Annotated in this window: 19 protein-coding genes and 2 tRNA genes; 10 read left to right on the forward strand and 11 right to left on the reverse strand. The window is 59.9% G+C overall.

Going from position 1 to position 19,208, the window contains the following annotated elements; all coding sequences use genetic code 11:
• Nucleotides 1–156: 156 nt before the first annotated feature.
• From selD to BM063_RS01325, 4 genes are all read left to right on the forward strand, one after another.
• Nucleotides 157–1,212, forward strand: a complete 1,056-nt coding sequence (selD, locus tag BM063_RS01310; RefSeq protein ID WP_092035515.1) for a selenide, water dikinase SelD — start codon at nt 157–159, stop codon at nt 1,210–1,212.
• Nucleotides 1,213–1,320: 108 nt separating this feature from the next.
• Nucleotides 1,321–2,829 carry an L-seryl-tRNA(Sec) selenium transferase gene (selA, locus tag BM063_RS01315; RefSeq protein WP_092035516.1) on the forward strand — a complete coding sequence of 503 codons (1,509 nt, stop codon included), beginning with the start codon at nt 1,321–1,323 and terminating at the stop codon, nt 2,827–2,829.
• Nucleotides 2,826–3,308 (forward strand): glutathione peroxidase, encoded by a 483-nt coding sequence (locus BM063_RS01320; protein ID WP_092035517.1) that lies wholly within the window; start codon nt 2,826–2,828, stop codon nt 3,306–3,308. The genes selA and BM063_RS01320 overlap by 4 nt, the downstream gene beginning before the upstream one ends.
• A 133-nt stretch (nt 3,309–3,441) precedes the next feature.
• Nucleotides 3,442–4,419 carry a S66 family peptidase gene (locus BM063_RS01325; protein WP_092035518.1) on the forward strand — a complete coding sequence of 326 codons (978 nt, stop codon included), beginning with the start codon at nt 3,442–3,444 and terminating at the stop codon, nt 4,417–4,419.
• A 262-nt stretch (nt 4,420–4,681) separates the two neighbouring features.
• On the opposite strand, the gene BM063_RS01330 is transcribed toward BM063_RS01325, so the two are convergent.
• The 5 genes from BM063_RS01330 to BM063_RS01350 all read right to left on the reverse strand — a co-directional run bounded on the left by BM063_RS01330 (nt 4,682) and on the right by BM063_RS01350 (nt 11,970).
• Nucleotides 4,682–6,649 (reverse strand): glycoside hydrolase family 15 protein, encoded by a 1,968-nt coding sequence (locus BM063_RS01330; RefSeq protein ID WP_092035519.1) that lies wholly within the window; start codon nt 6,647–6,649, stop codon nt 4,682–4,684.
• 57 nt (nt 6,650–6,706) lie between these two features.
• Nucleotides 6,707–8,476, reverse strand: coding sequence for a glycoside hydrolase family 13 protein (locus BM063_RS01335; protein ID WP_092035520.1), 1,770 nt, complete (start codon nt 8,474–8,476; stop codon nt 6,707–6,709).
• 25 nt (nt 8,477–8,501) lie between these two features.
• The gene (locus BM063_RS01340; protein ID WP_092035521.1) at nt 8,502–9,347 is read right to left on the reverse strand and encodes a sugar ABC transporter permease; all 846 of its coding nucleotides are present in this window, start codon (nt 9,345–9,347) and stop codon (nt 8,502–8,504) included.
• A complete protein-coding gene (locus tag BM063_RS01345; protein ID WP_092035522.1) occupies nt 9,344–10,642 on the reverse strand; it encodes a sugar ABC transporter permease in 1,299 nt (432 codons plus the stop codon). The genes BM063_RS01340 and BM063_RS01345 overlap by 4 nt, the downstream gene beginning before the upstream one ends.
• Nucleotides 10,643–10,710: 68 nt before the next feature.
• On the reverse strand, nt 10,711–11,970 hold the full coding sequence (locus BM063_RS01350; RefSeq protein WP_177198917.1) for an extracellular solute-binding protein: 1,260 nt from the start codon (nt 11,968–11,970) through the stop codon (nt 10,711–10,713).
• Nucleotides 11,971–12,240: 270 nt separating this feature from the next.
• On the opposite strand from BM063_RS01350, the gene BM063_RS01355 reads away from it, so the two are divergent.
• Nucleotides 12,241–12,780, forward strand: coding sequence for a GNAT family N-acetyltransferase (locus BM063_RS01355; protein ID WP_245751962.1), 540 nt, complete (start codon nt 12,241–12,243; stop codon nt 12,778–12,780).
• Nucleotides 12,781–12,960: 180 nt separating this feature from the next.
• On the opposite strand, the gene queF is transcribed toward BM063_RS01355, so the two are convergent.
• Nucleotides 12,961–13,380, reverse strand: a complete 420-nt coding sequence (queF, locus tag BM063_RS01360) for a preQ(1) synthase (protein ID WP_092035525.1) — start codon at nt 13,378–13,380, stop codon at nt 12,961–12,963.
• Nucleotides 13,381–13,607: 227 nt separating this feature from the next.
• On the opposite strand from queF, the gene BM063_RS01365 reads away from it, so the two are divergent.
• Nucleotides 13,608–13,841 (forward strand): hypothetical protein, encoded by a 234-nt coding sequence (locus BM063_RS01365; protein ID WP_143085196.1) that lies wholly within the window; start codon nt 13,608–13,610, stop codon nt 13,839–13,841.
• Nucleotides 13,842–14,069: 228 nt separating this feature from the next.
• Entirely contained in the window at nt 14,070–14,258 is a 189-nt protein-coding gene (locus BM063_RS01370) for a hypothetical protein (RefSeq protein ID WP_092035527.1), read from the forward strand.
• 44 nt (nt 14,259–14,302) lie between these two features.
• Here the strand turns inward: BM063_RS01370 and BM063_RS01375 are convergent, their stop codons facing one another.
• From BM063_RS01375 to BM063_RS01385, 3 genes are read right to left on the reverse strand one after another with little or no spacing between them, the layout of a single operon-like run.
• The gene (locus BM063_RS01375) at nt 14,303–15,004 is read right to left on the reverse strand and encodes a Type 1 glutamine amidotransferase-like domain-containing protein (protein WP_092035528.1); all 702 of its coding nucleotides are present in this window, start codon (nt 15,002–15,004) and stop codon (nt 14,303–14,305) included.
• Nucleotides 15,005–15,038: 34 nt separating this feature from the next.
• The gene (locus BM063_RS01380) at nt 15,039–15,365 is read right to left on the reverse strand and encodes a hypothetical protein (protein WP_092035529.1); all 327 of its coding nucleotides are present in this window, start codon (nt 15,363–15,365) and stop codon (nt 15,039–15,041) included.
• Between the two features lie 20 nt (nt 15,366–15,385).
• Complete coding sequence (locus tag BM063_RS01385) at nt 15,386–15,595, reverse strand: hypothetical protein (RefSeq protein ID WP_092035530.1); 210 nt, start codon at nt 15,593–15,595, stop codon at nt 15,386–15,388.
• Nucleotides 15,596–15,813: 218 nt separating this feature from the next.
• Between BM063_RS01385 and BM063_RS17500 the strand changes: the two genes are divergently transcribed.
• The 3 genes from BM063_RS17500 to BM063_RS01405 all read left to right on the forward strand — a co-directional run bounded on the left by BM063_RS17500 (nt 15,814) and on the right by BM063_RS01405 (nt 18,366).
• Nucleotides 15,814–15,910, forward strand: a tRNA-Sec gene (locus BM063_RS17500).
• Nucleotides 15,911–16,092: 182 nt separating this feature from the next.
• Nucleotides 16,093–17,076, forward strand: coding sequence for a poly-gamma-glutamate hydrolase family protein (locus BM063_RS01395; protein WP_092035532.1), 984 nt, complete (start codon nt 16,093–16,095; stop codon nt 17,074–17,076).
• Between the two features lie 1,053 nt (nt 17,077–18,129).
• Nucleotides 18,130–18,366, forward strand: a complete 237-nt coding sequence (locus BM063_RS01405; RefSeq protein ID WP_092035534.1) for a PGPGW domain-containing protein — start codon at nt 18,130–18,132, stop codon at nt 18,364–18,366.
• Nucleotides 18,367–18,395: 29 nt separating this feature from the next.
• Here BM063_RS01405 and BM063_RS01410 read toward each other — a convergent pair whose 3' ends face one another.
• Together BM063_RS01410 and BM063_RS01415 are read right to left on the reverse strand one after the other, a co-directional pair.
• Entirely contained in the window at nt 18,396–19,025 is a 630-nt protein-coding gene (locus BM063_RS01410) for an O-methyltransferase (protein WP_092035535.1), read from the reverse strand.
• Nucleotides 19,026–19,080: 55 nt separating this feature from the next.
• Nucleotides 19,081–19,154 (reverse strand) — tRNA-Gly (locus tag BM063_RS01415).
• Nucleotides 19,155–19,208: the final 54 nt, after the last annotated feature.

Raw genomic sequence — 19,208 nt, forward strand, 5'->3', positions numbered from 1 at the left:
CCGAAGCGCCTTCGGGCCATGTGCAATCGATTTCACCTTGAATCCCATTATAACACGGATCCCGGCGGCGCATCCGCGCCCGGCCTGTTTCATCGACCGGAACGGATCGGATATAATAGACGGGAGAATCCCTCCCGAGGGAGAGGAGGTGGCCCCATGGACCGCGAAACGATTCGCCTGACCCAGCTGTCCTCCAAAGCGGGGTGAGGGTGCAAACTGGGTCCGGAGGACCTTGCGCACGTACTCGGCCGCTTGCCCCGTGAAGAGGAAGAACGCGACGACATCCTCGTCGGCCTGACGGAACCGGACGACGCGGGAGTGATCCGCCTCAGCGACGAATGCGCTCTGGTGCAAACGGTGGACTTTTTCACGCCCGTGGTGGATGATCCCTACGCCTTCGGTCAGATTGCCGCCGCCAACAGTTTGAGCGACATCTACGCCATGGGGGCGGAACCGCTGACGGTGCTCAACTTGGTGGCTTTCTCCGTGAACAAGCTGGATCCGTCCCTGCTCGTCGACATCCTGCGCGGCGCCGCCGACAAGGTGAAGGAGGCCGGAGCCGTCACCATCGGCGGTCACTCCATCGACGATCCGGAGCCCAAATTCGGCCTCGCAGTCACCGGCCAGGTCCACCCCGACCGCATCTGGCGGAAGGGAGGCGCCCGGCCCGGCGACCGGCTCATCCTGACCAAACCGGTGGGGGTCGGAATCCACACCACGGCCATCAAGCGGGGAGCCCTGCGGGATGAGGAAATCGAACGGGTCACCCGGGTCATGGCCGCCCTCAACCGGGATGCGGCACGGGTGATGCGTTCCTACGAAATCCACGCCTGCACCGACGTGACCGGCTTCGGACTTCTCGGACACGCCTATGAGATGAGCCGGGCCGGCCAGGTGGGATTGGAGATCGATGCCCGGGAAGTGCCCGTGCTGCCCCGGACCGACGAACTGGCCCGGGCCGGCATCGTTCCCGGGGGAACGCGGGCCAATGCCCGATGGCTGGCCGATCGCCTCTCCTTCTCCGAAGACGTCGATGAAGTGATGCGCATCATCCTTTGTGACGCCGTCACTTCCGGCGGCCTGCTGGCGGCCGTGCCGGAGGCACAGGCCGTCCCCCTGCTGGAAGAACTGCACCGAAACGGAGTCGCGGAAGCGCGGATCATCGGCCGGGTGGTGTCCGATCACCCGGCGCACATCCGGATCACCGGATGACGATTCACCGCAACCTCGGGGCCGTCGGAACGCGCAAGCCGGCGGCTCCGCTTTTTTCCCCTTACCTGCAACGTTGCTAAATATGAAAAAAGGACAGTGGGTGTGGCTATGCCGACGAAAACACAACGGGAAGCACTGCGACGATTGCCTGCGGTCCATCTCCTCCTCGAACATCCTGCGCTTGGCCCTTACCTGGAGCGTTTTCCCCGCAAGTTGGTGGTGGACATCGCTAACGAAGTGCTGACGGACGAACGCCGTCGCATGCTGGATACCGATCATCCCACCCCGCCGGATCCGGAAAGGATCGCGGCGCGCATCGCGGAATCCCTGGACGCACTGACCACCCCCCGCCTCCGTCCCGTCGTCAACGGGAGCGGCATCGTCCTCCACACCAACCTGGGACGGGCCCGGCTGAGCCAGGCGGCGATGCGGGCGGTCAGCGAAACGGCCCTCTCCTATTCCAACCTGGAATACCGCCTGCACACCGGGCGACGCGGGTCCCGCCACGACCACGTCGAAACGGTGCTGCGGCGTCTGACCGGCGCAGAAGCCGCCCTGGTGGTCAACAACAACGCGGCGGCGGTGCTGCTGGTCCTGCGCACCCTGGCCCGGGGCCGCGAAGTGATCGTCTCCCGGGGACAGATGGTGGAAATCGGCGGCTCCTTCCGGGTGTCCGAAATCATGCGGGAGAGCGGCGCACGGCTGGTGGAAGTGGGAACGACCAACAAAACCCGCCGGGAAGATTACGAGGCGGCCATCTCCGAGGAAACGGCCCTGCTCATGAAGGTGCACACCAGCAACTTCAAGATCATCGGCTTCACCGAAAGCGTCTCCCGGGAAGAGTTGGTGGAAATCGCGCGCAAGCACGGCATCCCCTGCTACGAGGACCTGGGCAGCGGCGTTCTCTACGACCTGCGTGCCCGGGGAATCGGAGAAGAGCCCACGGTTCAGGAATGCCTCCGGGCGGGGGTGGACCTGGTCAGTTTCAGCGGGGACAAACTCCTCGGCGGTCCCCAGGCGGGGATCATCGTCGGCAAGAAAAGGTGGATCGACGCCTTGAAAAAGAATCAGTTGCTCCGCGCCCTCCGCGTGGACAAAATGACCCTGGCCGCCCTGGAAGCCACCTTGCTCCATTACCTGAATCCGGAGGAAGCGGCCCGTGAGATCCCCGTCCTCCGGCAGATCTTGAAAAAGCCGGAGGAAATCCGCGCATCGGCGGAACGGCTGAAGAAGCGGCTGCAAAGGGACTTCGGGGAAGCGCTGCGGCTGGAGGTGATTCCCTCCGCGTCGGAGGTAGGGGGAGGGTCGCTGCCCGGAGTGGAGCTCCCCAGCTTCTGCCTGTCCATCTCCCATCCCCGCATGCCCGCACACCGGCTGGAAGAGGGGCTTCGCCGGGGAAACCCCCCGGTGATCGGTCGAGTGGCCAAAAACCGCTTTCTTCTGGATTTGCGCACCGTGGAGGATGAAGAACACCTCCACATCGCCGCCGCCCTCCGCCAGGTCTTGGAAAGCGAGGGCGGCCACCTGCAGGGACATGAGAGGATGGAAGGGCCCGGCGGGCATCCATCCCCATCCGACCGCCCCCGGCGAAAAAATCGTGAGGAGGAACCTTTATGAGCGTCTACCGCTTTTCCGCCCGGACCATCACCGGCGAGGAGAAATCCCTGTCCGATTACGAAGGGCGCGTCCTCTTGATCGTCAACACGGCGAGCCGCTGCGGATTCACGCCCCAATACCGGGAACTGCAGGAACTCTATGAAACATACCGGGACCGGGGACTGGAGATTCTGGCTTTCCCCTGCAACCAATTCGCCAACCAGGAGCCGGGATCGGAGGAGGAAATCCAAAAGTTCTGCGAAACCCAGTACAACGTCACCTTTCCCCTCTTCAGCAAGGTGAAGGTGAAGGGGCCCGACGCCCATCCCCTGTTCAAATACCTGACGGAAAGCGCTCCGGGGATGCTCGGCAAGGAAATCAAATGGAACTTCACCAAATTCCTGGTGAACAGGCGCGGCGAAGTGGTCAAGCGGTACGCCCCGCAGACATCCCCCCGGCGGATCGCCAGGGATATCGAAGAATGGCTGGAAAAACCGTAACCCCCGTCCGCGGCGGCATGCCTCGACCGCCCAACCCCACCGCGGCCGAAGACCGGCCGTCCTACGACCATCGCAGGGGGCGATGCCCGCCCCCGACGAATGTTTCGGAATTTCTTCCCCGGGAGGTGTCTCTTTGATTCCGCCAAAATTGAAGCCGGGCGACGAAATCCGGATCATCGCCCCGTCAAAAAGTCTGGGAATCATCGCGCAGGAAGTGCGGGAGATGGCCCTTCGGCGGTTGGAAGCGCTTGGTTTTAGGGTCACCATATCCAAACATGCGGAAGAGATGGACCGCTTTCGCTCCTCCTCCGCGGACGCCCGCCTGGAAGACCTGCACGAAGCCTTTGCCGATCCGAAGGTAAAGGGAATTTTGACCGCCATCGGCGGCTACAACTGCAATCAGCTTCTGAAAAAATTGGATTATGACCTGATCCGAAAAAATCCCAAGGTTTTTTGCGGTTACTCCGACATCACCGCCCTGCAAAACGCCATTTACGCGAAGACGGGACTTTTGACCTACAGCGGTCCTCACTTTTCGAGTTTCGGAATGAAAAAGGGATTCGAATACACGATGGACTATTTCCGAAAATGCCTGATGGAAAAAGAACCTTTCCCCGTCCGCCCCTCTCCCTCCTGGAGCGACGACCCCTGGTATCAGGATCAGGAAAATCGCCGCTTTATCCCCAACGACGGCTGGTTTGTCCTCTCCCCCGGCGAAGCGCGGGGAAAAGTGATCGGCGGCAATCTTTCCACCTTTGTCCTTCTCCACGGAACGGAGTATCTGCCGGAGCTTGCGGACGCCATTCTGTTTCTGGAGGATGACGGGGAAGTGCACCCCGAACGGTTTGACCGGTATCTCCAATCCCTCCTTCATCAACCCGGCTTCGACCGGGTGAAGGGCCTGGTCATCGGCCGGTTCCAGCGCGACAGCCGAATGAGCCGGGATGTGCTGACTTCGATCATCCGATCCAAACCGGAGTTGACCGGTATCCCGGTGATCGCCGATCTCGATTTCGGCCATACCACCCCCATCTTCACGTTTCCCATCGGCGGACAAGCCCGGCTCGCGGCAAGGGAGAACGGGGCGGAACTGACCATCCTGGCGCATTGACGGATTTCCTCAGGCAGGGCATTGACAATGCGGCGGGAGGGACCGATTTTCCCGCCAGACCCTGCTGCATGACGCGGGCGGAACCCCGCGTCCCCGTCCTTTTTAGACGCACCAAGAAACCATCCCCATCCGATGCCGAAGGGGTGTGCCGTTTAGGCAAAGGCGCCAAACGGCACACCCCTTCTCGCGCAGCACTTTTCTGGCGCTTTTCGCACTTCATTTGACGGCAGTCTTCCAGGCGCAGGGTGTTTGCTTCTTCTCTTCACATCTCCGCCTGCCGCGAAGAGACCTGAAACGCCCCGGCCTCCAACAGATCCAGCACCGTCAGAACGAACATGGCGTGGGACCAAGTGAGGGGAACCACCCAGGCGGGTTTTCCCGTATTGCGGTCCACCTGCTCCGGGAGCAGGTCGAGCTCCGTCCGATGGTCCACCGCCCAGCGGAACCACCGGAGGGCCTCCTCCATCCGGCCCGCCTTCACTAAATACCGGGCCAGCCACAGGGTGGTGATGATCCAAGGATTCCCGCCGATGTAGGGGTCGTCCTCGTACCGCTTGATGCCGCCCGCCGGCGATGTGCCCAAATAGCGTTCCACCGCCGCCGCCGTCTTCGCCACCCGTTCGTCATCGACGGGAAAAAGGTCGAAGGGCACCGACACCCCGAGCAGGCTGGCGTCGATCACCGGGTCTTCCCACACCCGGTAGGTGACGTAACCCTTGGAGTCCGTTTCCGTCACCACCCGCTTCCCCGCCCGGACCGCTTCCTCGTACTCTTCCCGGCTGACGGCCCTTTTGAGTCCCCGGAGAAACGCTTCCCGCTCCGGGTTCCACAGGCGGGCGACGGCCTCCCGAATCCCCTCGGCGGCCTTTCGCCACGCTTTCGCCCGATCCATCCGCCCCTTCGCCCGGGCGATCTCCGCGGCGCCAATCAGCCCCCCGAAAACCGCCGCCGCCGAATAGGTGTGCTCCCCGTCCCGCTCCTCCCACAGGTCCCGGCTGGGACGGGGCAGGCCGGTTTCCGGATCGAGAAAGCCGGTCAGAAATTCCGCCCCCCTCTCGACGGCATCCCACACTTCCTCCAGGAAGGAGCGATCCCCCGTCTCCTCAAAGTGACGCCACATCCCCCAGAGAATGGACCCCGTCTCGTCGATCTGCATCCCCCAGCAGGGGGCGAGAAAACCGTCCAAGTAGTGGCGCTGATCCCAGGACCCGTCGGGATTCTGCACCTTCAGCGTCCAGCGGTAAAACCGGCGGGTCATCTCGGAATAACCCGCCCGATCGATGGCCGTCGCGATATAGGCGGCGTCGCGTCCCCAGCAATAGGCGTATCCGCCGCACCGGCTGAAGGTCTCGTCAAACTCCGGGGCGGCGATCATTCCCCCTTCCCGTTCATCGCTCATCAGCTTGAAAACCACCAGCGACCGCCGGTACAGCTGGTCGACAATCTCGTCGCCGGTGAAAACGGGACGGGCCGACGCCAGATATTCCCTCCAGTGGTCGGCCGTCTGTTCCCGCAGCGCGCGAAAGCCGCTCCTTTTCGCCTTCTTGAGCGCGGCAAGGGCCGCTTCTCTCCCCTCGCCGGCCGCCAGGAACAGGGTGAGTTCCTCCGATTCCCCCGGCTCAAGCCGTCCCAGATCCCAGGCAAGGGCTCCCTCCGGATCCATCGCGATCCGGTTTCCCTGAAGGAAGCCGTCGGCCGCGTCTGCCACGGCTTCCCCCGCCTGGTATCCGCTGCAGGGGCGGTCCCCTCCCAGGGCAAAGGCGTACCGGTGGCGGAAATGAAGGAGCGCATCCGCCTCCGCGTCGAAGGCGACGGTGTTGTATTTCGGGCTTTCCGCAATCTCCAGCGCCGAAACGCAGAGGAACCGGACGGGCACGGTGCGGTCGGACCCGTTGGTCACCCGGTACCTCCGGACCAACACGTCCGCCCCGGGCACGGCGAAATCCTCGCAGCTCACTTTAAGGCCCGAACCTGCATGAACCGCCTCGGTGACGAGAATGGGCAGATCGCCGTCATATCGCTGGCGATGCGACCATTCATTCCCCTCGTGAAGCCAGAGGACCTTCTCCGCCGCTCCGGGCAACCAGATTCCCGCATGCATCTCCCGCACGTGCTGGGGAAAATCGATCCGCGGCCACCAAAGGCGATACAGCCTGCCGTTTCTCCCAAGCGTGGCCAGCATCCGCCCGTTGCCGACCACCGCGTCGATCAGATAGGGTTTTTCACCCATTCCTTTCCCTCCATCTCCCATCAGTTTCTCGGCCATGTTGTGCTCGGATTCGTCTTCTTACATCGTCTGCCCCACCGGGGTGAGGATCACTCCCTGAAAGGGGGCCATCATCCAGGTCAGGCGGCTTCTGCCCGCCGCCTCCGCCGTTCTCCCGGAAAGGGCGTCCCTCAGTTTCTCCGCCCCTCCGAAAGGGTGAAGATCCACTTCGACCCGGTGCTCATGGGGACTGTTGTTGAGGAGCACCCCGACGCAGCTTTCTCCTTCCCGCCGCACAAAACCGTAGAGATTGCGAAGCGGGTCCACCAGCCACGTCCGGAAATCCCCCCGCCGCAGGGGACGCAGCGCCTTCCGGAGAGCGATCAGCTTCCGGTAGTGGGCGAGCAGTTCCCGGTTTTGCTTCTCCTCCTCCCACACCATGGGGCGCCGGCAATCCGGGTCCGGCCCTCCGCGCATCCCCACCTCGTCGCCGTAGTAGATCATCGGCATCCCCGGATAGGTCATCTGAAACAGCACCGCGAGGCGCATCCGCTCCAGCCGTCCTCCGCAGGCGGTGAGGAACCGCTCCGTGTCGTGGGAACCCAGCAGGTTGAACATCGCGAAGTGGGCCGGTTCGGGGTACATCATCCGGATGCGGGTCAGCAAAGCGTCAAAGCGGTCGGCGCCGATCCTTCCGGCGGCGAAAAAATCCAGCACGGCGTCCCGAAACAAATAGTTCATCACCGAATCGAATTGGTCCCCCTGAAGCCAGGGACCCGCGTCGTGCCAGATCTCCCCGACGATCAGAGCCTCCGGATTCACCCCCTTCACCCGGTCGCGGAAGGCCCGCCAGAAGCGATGGTCCACCTCGTTGGCCACATCGAGGCGCCAGCCGTCGATCTCCGCCTCCCGGGTCCAGTACTCCGCCACGTCGAGCAGGTACGCCCGCACCTCGGGATGGGCCGTGTTCAGCTTGGGCATCGTCCACACGCCGTTGGCAAAGGTTTCATAGTTGGGCCGGGGCGTCGTGACCACGGGAAAATCCTCGATGAAAAACCAGTCGGCGTAGGGGGAGGCCGCTCCCCTTTGCAGCACGTCCTGAAAGGCGAAAAAGCCGTATCCGGCGTGGTTGAACACCGCGTCCAGAAGCACCCGGATTCCCCTCCGGTGCGCCCGGCGGACCAGTTCCTTCAGGATCTTTGCATCCCCGAAGGCGGGGTCCACCCGGTAATAGTCGGCGGTGTCGTATTTGTGGTTGGAAGGGGAGAGAAAAATCGGGGTGAGATAGAGCACGTTGACGCCCAGCGCCTCCAGGTAGGGAAGCTTCTCGATGATTCCCCGGAGATCCCCTCCGTAAAAGCTGTTAGGCCGCGGCCGGGCCGCCGCACTCCAGGGCTCGATCCCCTCCGGGTCGTTCTCCTTGTCCCCGTTACAGAAGCGGTCGGGAAAAATCTGATACACGATCCCGTCCCTGGCCCAGTCGGGGACCCGGAACAAGTCCCCCTCGCAGATGTAGGGATACTGAAAGGCGCCGGCCTCCCGCCGGTCGGCGGCGAATCCCCGCTCGCCGTACCACAGGCCGCCCTCCTTCCCCTCCAGATAAAACACGTAACGAAGGCGGCGGGTGGCCGAGGGAATCACCCCCTCGAACCAGTCGAAAAGCTCGTCCGATCCCGCCTTTTCCAGCCGGAGAATGTCCCCCTCTTCTTCCCCTTGGTACCGGTCGCCGTGGAAGAGATGGCAGGAGGAGAGATCCCCCCGTTTGGCCCGCAGCCGGACCCGGAGCGCCCGGGGGCCGGCGGGATGGGCATAGGGCCCCTCGGGGCGATGGAAAACAGCTTCCTTCAACATGGCGCATCTCCCTTTCCATCCTCCATCATCCCTTGGTCGCCCCCGCCGTGAGGCCGGAAATGAAGTACCGCTGCATCGCCAGGAAAAAGAGGGCGATGGGCAGGGCGATCAACACGGAACCGGCGGCGAAGACGGTGAAATTCTGGCCGAACTTGTCGCTGATAAAGCCGAACAGCCCCACCGCCAGCGTCCACTTGTCCGGATTGGTCAGAACGATCCGCGGCAGCAGGAAATCGGTCATCGGACCCATGAAGTTGAACAGGGCGACCACGGCGATGATCGGCCGGGCCAAGGGGAGCATGATCCGGAAGAAAACCGTGTTGTGCCCCGCGCCGTCGATCCGCGCCGCCTCGTCCAACCCTCGGGGAATCGTGTCGAAATACCCCTTCACCAGCCAGGTGTTGAAGGGAATCTGCGCCCCGGCGTAGACGAGGATCAAGCCCAGGTGGGTGTCCAACAGGCCGATCTCGTTGAGCAGAATGTAAAGGGCGACCATCGACATCGCCTGGGGAAACATCTGCAACACCAGAAAGGCGACCAAACCGTACTTCCGGCCGAAGAACCGATACCGGGAAAAGGCGTAGGCGGTCCCCGTCGTCAGGATGACCGACACCGCGGCGTTGATCAGGGAGATCTTCAGCGTGTTTTTGTACCAGACCAGGTACTGGCTGTCGGGGCTGGTGAACAGCCAGACGTAATGATCCAATGTGGCGTTCTTGGGGATCAGCGTGCTGGAAAACAGGCTGGTCCCCGGATTGAGGGAGGAACCGATCACCCACAGAATCGGATACAAGGTGACCGCCACCATGAAGAGCAAAAAGGCGTAGGTCAGCAGCAAGCCGATGCTCCATTTCCGTTTGGTTCCGCTCATTGTATCAAATCCTCTTCCTGGAAGGATCGGGTTTTCCGGAACTGCCAGACGGCCAGGGCCGCCACGATCACTCCGATGATGACGGACACGGCCGCGGCGTAATTGAACTTCTGCGTCTCAAAGGTGAGCTTGAACACCCAGGAAATCAATATGTCCGATCCGCCGGCGGTTTGTCCCGGCACCGCCGGCCCGCCCTGGTTGAAGAGGTAGATCACCGTGAAGTTGTTGAAGTTGCCGGCGTACTGGACGATCAGCAGGGGGGCGGTGGCATACAGGACCAGCGGCAGCGTGATATCCTTCAGTTTCTGCCAGGGCGTCGCCCCGTCCACCTCCGCCGCCTCGTACAGGTCCGAGGGAATCGTCTGCAGGACGCCGGTGCACAGGGCGAGATTGAAGGGAAAGCCCAGCCAGAACTGGATCAGCAGGATGGCCACCTTGGTCCAGAAGGGATCGGTCAGCCAAGGAATCGCCTCCATCCCGACGGCCTGCAGCATCTGGTTGATCGGCCCGAAATCGTCGTTGAACATCCCGGCAAACACCAGGACGGAAACGAAGGAGGGAACCGCCCAGGGCAGAATCAAGAGGGTCCGGAACAGTTTTTTCCCCTTCACCCGCTCCTGGTTGAGCAGCACGGCCAAAAGGAAACCCAGGGCGAACTGGACGGTCGTGGAAACCAGCGTCCAGACCACGGTCCAGGACATCACGCTGAAAAAGGAATTTCGCCAGATCTCCAGCCGAAACAGTTGGATGAAGTTGGAAAACCCCACCCAGTCCACCAGCTTGGCCGGCGGCCAGTGGTACAGGTCGAAATTGGTGAAGGCCAGAAGAACCATGAACAGAAGCGGAAACAGGACGACGAAGACCAGGAGGAGCATGCCGGGGGCGATCAACAGGTACGGATACCCCTTGTCCGTCACCGTCCGGTAGGTCTCCCAGACGCCCGGGGGACGAAGCCCCCGCTCCCGCATCGCCCCCACCCGATAGGCATCCCGCACGTTCAGGGCATAGCACAACAGGCCGAAGGCGATCAGGATCAGGGCGATGATCCCTTCCGCCAAAAGCTGGATCGAATGATCGCGGAAGGGCTTCGTTCCCAGGGTGACGATCCCCCACAGTCCCATGTTGAAGAGATCATGGAAAACCCCGAGATAGGAAATCTCCAGCACCAACAGAAGAATCCCTTTGACCCACTGGCGGTTGTACATCTGCCCGAGCCCCATGGCCAGAGCCGACAGAAACGCCGCCGTGTGCCGCGTCCTCCAGTTTCGGTTTGCTGCTGCTTGGAGCGTGTCCATGCGATGCATACCCCTTTTACCCGTGCAATTTCGGGCGGGCGGCATTCGCGCCGCCCGTCCCCTCCGCCTCATTGTTTTTGCGCCTGGATCTTCTCCCGGATCATCTTGACGGCATCATCCAAGGCCTTCTCCGGGGACTGCTTCCCCTGCGCCACGAAAGTGATGGCGTTGCCGATGGGCTCCCAGACCTGTCCCATTTCCGGCACGTTGGGCATCGGAGTGCCGCGGCTGGCCTGCTGGGCAAAACCGTTCACCACCGGATCATCCTTGATGACCGGATCCTCCAAAAGATCCTTCCGCGGAGGGATTTCCCCCGTCTCCCGGAAGCGGAGGAGCAGGGATTCCTTGCTGGTGAAGTGCTTCATCAGATCCGTCGCCCAGGTCGGGTTTTTGCTGTAGGCGGACACATACCAACCCTTCACGCCGATGAAGGTCCGCGGGTTCTTCCCGTCGATGGAGGGCAGCGGGGCCACGGCGAAATCGACGCCGGCCTGCTCGTAATCCTTCACCGCCCAGGGCCCGTTGATCACCGCCGCCGCTTTCCCTTCCTTGAACAGCCCGTTCACCGTGTCCGCCGTCACTTTGACGGGGAGCAGCTTCTCCTTGTACCATTCCTGCAGCGTCCTCAGGGCCTTTTTCGCGCCTTCGTTGTTCAGCCCGAGTTCCTCCGTGTTCACCTTGCCGCCGTCGTCCTTGAAAATGTAACCCCCCATCGCGTCAATCAGGAAATAGCTGTAGTAAAAGTTGGCGCCCTCATACAGGAGGCCGTACCTCTTCTCCGACGGATTTGTGTTTTTCCTGGCGAAATCGATCAGTTCGTCAAAGGTCTCGGGGGGTTCCGGCATCAGTTTCTTGTTGTAGATGAGGGCGATGCTCTCCGTCACATAGGGCAGTCCGTACACCTGCCCGTCATAGGTGAGGGCCTGGACCGCCGATTCGCTGAACTGTCCCGTCACATCCTCCCCCACCTCCAGCGGCCGGACCAACCCCTTGATCACCGCTTCTCCCAGCTGGTCATGGGGCCAGGTCACCAGGTCCGCCCCTTTTCCCGCCGGCCCGTCCAAGGCCAGCTTTTCCTGCTGCTTCAGAAGATCGACCGGCACCACTTCCACCTTGATGCCGCTCTTCTCTTCATACTCCTTGGCCAGCTTCCGCGTGTTTTTCAGCTGAATCGGGTCGTTGTTCGCCCAGACCACCAGCTTCTCCGGCTTCTCTTCGCTTCCGCCGCCCCCGGCGCCGGTTTCCTCCTCCCGGGGACCGCATCCCGCAAGCAGTCCCAAGACGAGAACCAGCCCCATCAGCAGCGACAAACCCTTCCGCCTTTTCATCCCACGAACCCTCCTTGGAATCAAAGGATGCGCAATCGGTTGCATGGCGTTTCATAAAAAAATGAAGCGGTTGCATGAACAAAAATAGGTAAAACGTTTGCAATGATTTTATTCGGCTGATCCCCCCGTTTTTCCTTCTTGTTCGAAAAAAATTTCTGCCGCAAGGAAAATGAAGGTTCAAAACGCTGCCCGTTCACTCTTTTCCCGCATTTACACCCCCTCCTCGGAAAGGTAAACTGATGGGGACGAAAGGAAATGGAGGGAGGAGCGGTGAAACTCCGATTCCAACCACTCACGACAGAGGTGGATACCCTGATCCGGTTTCTAACTTCCGAATCGTGGGATGATCACGGAAATCCCAATCCTTCGGCCGCGGAAATCCGGGAAGCCTTCAAGCAAGGGTATTACACCGGTGAAGACGTCGAAACCTTCTGGATTGTGATCGACTCCGGCCGGAAGATCGGCCTGATCCGAATTTTCGACTTGCAGGACCCCACTCCCCTGTTCGACCTCCGCATCACCCGTCCATACCGGGGGATGGGAATCGGGGAGCAGGCGGTGAAATGGCTCACCCGCCACGTGTTCACCCACCACCCGGGAGCGATCCGAATCGAGGGACACACGAGAAAGGACAACTACGCCATGCGCAAGGTGTTTTTCAAATGCGGGTATGTCCGCGAGGCCTGCTACCGCAAGGCTTGGCCTTCCTCGGACGGCACACTGCACGATTCGGTCGGTTATGGGATCACGCGGGAAGATTGGGAGGAAAACAAAGTCACGCCTGTCGATTGGGGCGATGTGCCGTTTTGACCAAGTCCTCACGCAAAACTCCCCCGGGAGCTCTCCCATTCCCTCCGGGCACCGCAGGGGTTTTCCCTTCCTCCCGTCGACGGCCCGTCTTCGCGCGAGAAATCCGGCAACCGGGGCGCCGCCAATCGGATTCCGCTTGATCGCCCAACAAAAAGCGCCGGGAATGGCCCGGCGCTTTTCTCAATCCCTCTTTCCGTGTTCCACGACCACCCGCGTTCCCAAGCCGCCGCGGGGATTCCAGACCGCCTCCACCTTCATGTACTTGGGCTTCGCCAGCTCCACCAGATCCTTGAGGATCCGGTTGGTGGCATGCTCCTGATAAATCCCCACGTTCCGGAAGGAAGTGAGGTAATACTTGAGGGATTTCATCTCGATCAGATATTTGTCCGGAATGAACGTGATGGTCAAATCGGCGAAATCCGGCAAGCCCGACCAGGGGCAGACCGTGGTGAATTCGCTGGTGGGAATCACCACCTCCGTGTCCTTCCCCGGATACTCGTAGGGAATCGTCTCCAGAAGATCCGTGCGGATCGCCGATTCATCCTGGGTGTCGAACCGGATGTTGGCATATTTGCTGTGGTCAACCGTCACCTTCCCCATCCTCCAAACCTCCCCGCAAATCGAGTTTTAGCCTCTTCTTCCGCCTTGCCCGCAGGACCCCGGGCAAGGCCGGCACCTTGATTCCTGCCGAATAAGGGATGCAAAGCTTTTCCGCCTGTCCCTGATCATTTTACCAAAGTTCGGCCGGTGTTACGAGGGGCGGTCGGTGACGGAAAAGCCGCGCAGACCCTGCGCAAATTGTGTAGAATGGGAGGGGAGGAGGTGTCTTGGCAATGGACGACCAGGAGTTTGGCCGAACCCATCCGGCCCGCATTCACTGCCCCCAATGCGGCAGCCGTCGCTTCAGCGAAACCGGCCAGATCTTTGCCCTTGTCCCGATGAGCAAAACGGATTGGGGAACCCGTCTGCATCCGGACGGTTCGATCCCCGTCTTGAGTTATCAATGCAATCAGTGCGGACACATCCTCCTGTACAGCGCAAAAACCCTGAAGCGGATCTGATGCGGCATTCAACCCACCGGCCCCGTCGGATAAAGTCCCTTTCCTTACATACCAACGGGTCCGTCAAACCGGTCCCGGGGAAGCCGCCGGTTCTCCGCCCGAGGGTGGGCTGGCCCGACCCACGCCGGATCGGGACACTTTCGGCGACAAATGGCCGAATGTCCATGGCGATCCGTCCCGTCGCGGCATATATATGCCCTGAAAACTTTAAACAAGGTGGGTTAGCGAATGTATTATTACGACTACGGCGATCCGTACATCAGTCAGCCCAATCTTTGGCGGCGCGTCTCCAACCTGGAGGAACAAGTTCGCCGTCTGAACCGTCGGGTGGAGAACCTGGAGCGCAGGGTCACCCAGTTGGAACGCAGGCGTCCGTACACGCGAGGAGAAGAACTGGACGATTCCTTCCCCGGCTGAGCCCGGGGTTTTTTCCATTTTGCATGCGGACAGGTCCCCTTCCCTCATCCGCCGAGAAAAACCGTCTCGATCTCCTCCTCTTCAACGGTTCCGTCCCTGACCCGGACCCGGTAAGCCCTGGCCGCGGGCCGGGAAGCGACGGATCGGTGCAACCGCCCGTCGATGAAGTGAAGGGCCGCCCCGTCCTCGATTCCGTAACCGTCCTTCAGCCTCCCCTCCAGAAGCAGCCGGTGACATCCCGAACGATACCCCGCTTCCTCATCGTCATAATGGGGACAACAGCTCCCGGCCAACCACCCCAGTCCCGACAGGGCCGTCAGCCGACCGGGGATGCAATCGGAGACAAACTCCTCAAACCAGCAGTTGGCTCCCGCGCTGATGCCCGCCAGCACCACCCCCTTCTCCCAGGCGGACCGCAATATCCGATCCAATCCCCACTCCCGCCACAGCACCAACAAGTTGCGCGTGTTGCCGCCTCCCACGTAGATCACATCCTGGGACAGGACAAACGCCTCCAGATCGGCGGTGTGGGGACGAAACAGCGACAAGTGCGAAGGCCGGCACTCCAACCTGCCGAAGGCCTGGTAAAACCGTTCGATATACCCCTCCGCATCGCCGCTCGCGGTGGGGACAAAACAGATTTTCGGCCTCTCCGCCCCGCACTGGTTAAGAACATATTGATCCAGAAGCGGATTGTCCGGTTCCATCGAAAAGCCGCCCCCGCCGATGGCGACGATCTGTTTCATTTTCTCCCCTCCCAACCGGTGCGCCCGAGGCGCTTTAGGTTCTGGAAACGGCTTTTTCAAGGATAATATCCAACAAACACAAAAACTCTAAAGGTATGCCTCCCGGCACGGACCCGCCGGATACGAATATTTCAGACCTGTCTCCCGGGCGGATCTTAAATTTAAGCGAACGCCGCCGCCTAAACCAAGGCTCTTGCGAAAACCGAATCCAAAGGCCTTCCTTTAAGAATTTCTTTTCGTCGTTTTTATTGAGGATCAACGCATCTCTTAACCCATCGCGAAGAGTGAAGAAAACACGCTGAAATCCTGCAAAACGCGTACTCGCGTTGGCTATTAGGAGTTGCCATCTCTCTATCACCATAATCCTTGCCTCCCATTAAATCACTCCAGCGAATCCTGCATCCAGCCTGCCATAAAATACAAGGCCATTCCAATCCCCAATAACATCATCGGGCTGAAATAATGCGCAAAATACGAACTTTTCGTCTCTTCTTTTGTTTTTTCAATGAAGAGACCCAATCCGATCATGAAGATCGCGGCGCCAGTTCCAGCTATGGAAGCAATTACAGATGGATCTGTGATCGATACCATTAAACCCCATCTCCTTAGATTCATTATCTATTCTCCAGCGACACCCTTCCCTTGATTGCCAAGGGTCTATTTGGAATTATCCCTATTTTCCTTCCCTTTACGCCCCGCCCTCCTTCCCGTTATAATTAAGACCGTACGCCTTACTTCGGGTCCGTACGCGTTCAAAAACGGAGACCGGACGTCTTAGGCGGAAAACCGAATCACCATGCGGGAAATGTGGGAGCGGATGGGGTGCTGGTGTCCCCCCCGGTCTTCAAAACCGAGCGGGAGGCGCGTCGCGTCTCCGGTGGGTTCGATTCCCACCCGTTCCCGCCAAGGGACGGCAAACCGCGACGGAGCGGTATAGCCGTTTTTTTGTTTCGGCCGCCGGCAGGCGCCGAAACGACCCAAAAATATTTATAATATTTATAAAAAATATAATATATTTTTTCGCTTGATCCGCTGGAAAAAATCATATATCTTTAAACCCGTATCACTTTTTCAAATGGAGGATTTTCATGAAAAAAGTCTTGGTTTCTCTTCTGGCCACACTCGTCGTCGTTTCGCTTTCCGCACCGAACGCTTTTGCCGCCAAAGACATCTTCAGAAACTGGAACGAGCTGTCTTCGCACTACCAGGAGGGCAAGGATTTCACCATCGAAACCCAATCCACTTCCAATGATGTCATTATCCTTGCCATTCACGGCGGAAGGGTCGAAAAAGGCACCAGCGAGTTGGCCAAAGCCATCGCAAAGGACGACCACAGCTATTACATCTTCCACGCCCACGTCTACCACGACACCAACCAGGATCAGCGCAACGATCTCCATCTGACGGCCAAGAACTACGACGAACCGAGGGCTCTCCAAATGACGGCCCAGAAAAACAAAGTGGTTTCCCTCCACGGAGCCAAGGGCACGGAAAAGATCGTGTACATGGGCGGCCTGAATGAATACCTGAGGGACATTATCGACAGGGAACTGTCGGCCGCCGGCTTCCGCACGGAAGAAGCTCCCGAAGATCTCAACGGAAACCATCCGGAAAACATCGCCAACAAGAACCGCACCCTGGAAGGGGCGCAAATGGAGCTGACCACCGCCCTGCGTGAAGAGCTGCTTGAGAATCCCGACCAGATGGAGAAATTCGCAAACGCCGTCCGGACAGCCATCTCCAAGGCCTCTTCCCACCCCAGAGGGCGGACCTATGAATTCGGCAGCCATCAGTTCTCCAACTATTTCTGGTTGAACAACGGAAATCCCTTTTATCTGACCCCGGAGGATACCATTCTGGGTGTCCAAAGCCCGTTGGACCCCTCCAAAAAGCAGAAAATCCGCTTTGACATCTACGATCAAAACAACAAATTGATCGTGTCCCGCTCCGCGGAAGCCGTCGGTCACAAGCGGTTCAAGTACATTTTGGGACTGCCGACCGGGTACTACAAGATCAAGGTCGTCAACGTGTCGGGAAATCCCTCCTGGATTTACGGCGGCCTTCAGTATTGAGGGCGGAAAAACCGGCATCCTGGACTCCAACGTCCAGGATGTTTTCGTTTGGCATCCAGGCGGTTTGCGGCAAAACGAAGAGGGATCGGCCGAATGGACGATCCCTCTTCGGACAGGGATGGGGATGGGAAAGTTCAATCCATTTCGAATGAACGCTCACGGGAAAGGGAAGCCGATATCGCATTTTCCGGCGCCCAATCGGAAAAGTGCCGCCTCTGTAAGGAGGAGGGGCGAGCCGAGCGGGGAAAGGCCGGGGGGAGGGGCGGCGGTTTTCGTCAAGGTGACGGCGGGGGGAGATTGACTCCCTTGTTTTCCGCCCTTGTCGGCGCCTTTTCCGCCGCAATGCCTCCCGGCCATCGTCGTCCTCGCCTATACGCCGTCCTTGTCGCCGTCATCCTCTGAGCCGCCCTCGCCGGAGCCGTCACCGCATCTTGCCTCTCGACAGTCCACCTTCGCTTTGCCCTGCTGCGCCGGCGCAAGACGTCGGAGTTCAAATTCAGGCACAGCCGCAGATTATAAGGTCGATCCCACGGCCGGGCTGGAATGCGGCTTCATTCCGATTGCCTATCCAAAGCACCCGTCAGTTGGAGGCCGGCTGTGATGCTTCGGGGGTGAGAGCTTGCGGCCGCCGACCGTCACTTGCGCGTTGGAGCACAGGTCATGTCAACCTTGAGAGCTCTTGACGCTCCCCTTTCGCAGCCGATAAGGCGACCGCCACCGGAATTTGCCGTCTCCGCCGACAAACCTCCATTTACCGCCTCGGGCTTTCCCGCAGGATGGGCGTACGCGGCCGGAGCGGCCATGGGCGCCGGCACAAGGGCGCTTCTTCCCTCTCCCCACGCCGTTATATTACAATGAAAGATTTTTAATGTCCAGAACAATCAGGTAATCCAAACGATGGGTTATTGCTTAGTAAAATAGAATGAATCCCTGCCGATTCACCCGGTTGGCGGATCCCGGAAACCACGCCTTCCTCCCGTTTTTCCGGATTGATATCAATTCCGGACTAAGGTTATACTGAGTTATGACGGATCAAATCAAAGGAGCTGCCGTATGAGAGAAAGAGCAAAACGCATCTGGACCATGACTCTCGGCTTTCTATTTTTGCTGCTCGGGATTGCCGGGCTTTTCCTCCCTTTCTTGCAAGGCATTTTGTTTTTATTGATCGGTCTTTACCTCTTGTCGAAAACCTCCCGATTGGCGAAAAAGCTCCTCCTCCGTCTGCAGACCCGCTTTCCCCGGTTCGCCCGTCAACTGGACCGCTTCACCGCCCGGGGGTTTAAACGGTAGGCTCCCTCAAGGAAAACATCCCCGATCTTCTAGCGTACCCGCGCGACGGCGAGGCCGTCCCCGACGGGGACAAGCATGGATTCCAGCCGCGGATCCCGGGACAGGGCTTCGTTGAACCGGCGGATGGCCTCCGTGCTGGGCCTCCGGTCCGATTCATCGCAAACCCTTCCTCCCCGGAGCGCGTTGTCCGCGCAGATGACCGCACCGGTGCGGGCCAGACGGATTGACCTTTCCAGGTAATCCACGTATCTTTCTTTATCCGCATCGATGAAGACGAAATCAAAGGATGCGCCTTCGTTCTCCAGGGCGGCGAGAAGTTCCGTCGCGTCCCCGACGCGGAATTCCACCTGCTTCCCCACTCCTGCGCGGTTGGCGTTTTCCCGGGCAAAGGAGGCGTGTTCCTCCTTCAGCTCCAGAGAAATCAGCCGTCCTCCCGGCGGCAAGGCCCGGGCCAGCCAAATGGTGCTGTATCCCCCCAGCGCGCCGATCTCCAGGATGCGGCGGGCGCTGCATATTTTCGCAAGCAGGTACAGGGTTTTTCCCGTTTCGGGAGGGACGGAAATCTGCGGCATTTTCCGCTCCGCCAAACCGCCTTCGATGGAACGGAGCACTTCATCTTCCCGGGCAAACAACGAACGAATGTACCGAACTTGATCCATTCCAACCCTCCTAAAAAAGCAAAAGCCGCCGCACTCTCGTGCAGCGGTTTCTGTTTGGAGCGGATGACGGGAATCGAACCCGCGTTTCCAGCTTGGGAAGCTGGTGTTCTACCATTGAACTACATCCGCGCGCAAGTTCATTCGTGCGATGCACTTTATATTATAACAGCCCTTTTTTCGGAT

It is taken from the genome of Planifilum fulgidum, assembly GCF_900113175.1.
Classification (GTDB): domain Bacteria; phylum Bacillota; class Bacilli; order Thermoactinomycetales; family DSM-44946; genus Planifilum; species Planifilum fulgidum.

Excerpts from the sequence above, each read along its gene's own strand:
- BM063_RS01395 (WP_092035532.1), top strand. The coding sequence starts at position 16,093 with ATGAAAAAAGTCTTGGTTTCTCTTCTGGCCACACTCGTCGTCGTTTCG.
- BM063_RS01385 (WP_092035530.1), bottom strand. The coding sequence starts at position 15,595 with ATGGTATCGATCACAGATCCATCTGTAATTGCTTCCATAGCTGGAACT.
- BM063_RS01375 (WP_092035528.1), bottom strand. The coding sequence starts at position 15,004 with ATGAAACAGATCGTCGCCATCGGCGGGGGCGGCTTTTCGATGGAACCG.
- BM063_RS01345 (WP_092035522.1), bottom strand. The coding sequence starts at position 10,642 with ATGGACACGCTCCAAGCAGCAGCAAACCGAAACTGGAGGACGCGGCAC.
- BM063_RS01330 (WP_092035519.1), bottom strand. The coding sequence starts at position 6,649 with ATGGGTGAAAAACCCTATCTGATCGACGCGGTGGTCGGCAACGGGCGG.
- BM063_RS01335 (WP_092035520.1), bottom strand. The coding sequence starts at position 8,476 with ATGTTGAAGGAAGCTGTTTTCCATCGCCCCGAGGGGCCCTATGCCCAT.
- selA (WP_092035516.1), top strand. The coding sequence starts at position 1,321 with ATGCCGACGAAAACACAACGGGAAGCACTGCGACGATTGCCTGCGGTC.
- BM063_RS01370 (WP_092035527.1), top strand. The coding sequence starts at position 14,070 with ATGTATTATTACGACTACGGCGATCCGTACATCAGTCAGCCCAATCTT.
- BM063_RS01410 (WP_092035535.1), bottom strand. The coding sequence starts at position 19,025 with ATGGATCAAGTTCGGTACATTCGTTCGTTGTTTGCCCGGGAAGATGAA.
- queF (WP_092035525.1), bottom strand. The coding sequence starts at position 13,380 with ATGGGGAAGGTGACGGTTGACCACAGCAAATATGCCAACATCCGGTTC.
- BM063_RS01320 (WP_092035517.1), top strand. The coding sequence starts at position 2,826 with ATGAGCGTCTACCGCTTTTCCGCCCGGACCATCACCGGCGAGGAGAAA.
- BM063_RS01405 (WP_092035534.1), top strand. The coding sequence starts at position 18,130 with ATGAGAGAAAGAGCAAAACGCATCTGGACCATGACTCTCGGCTTTCTA.
- BM063_RS01350 (WP_177198917.1), bottom strand. The coding sequence starts at position 11,970 with ATGAAAAGGCGGAAGGGTTTGTCGCTGCTGATGGGGCTGGTTCTCGTC.
- BM063_RS01340 (WP_092035521.1), bottom strand. The coding sequence starts at position 9,347 with ATGAGCGGAACCAAACGGAAATGGAGCATCGGCTTGCTGCTGACCTAC.
- BM063_RS01380 (WP_092035529.1), bottom strand. The coding sequence starts at position 15,365 with ATGGTGATAGAGAGATGGCAACTCCTAATAGCCAACGCGAGTACGCGT.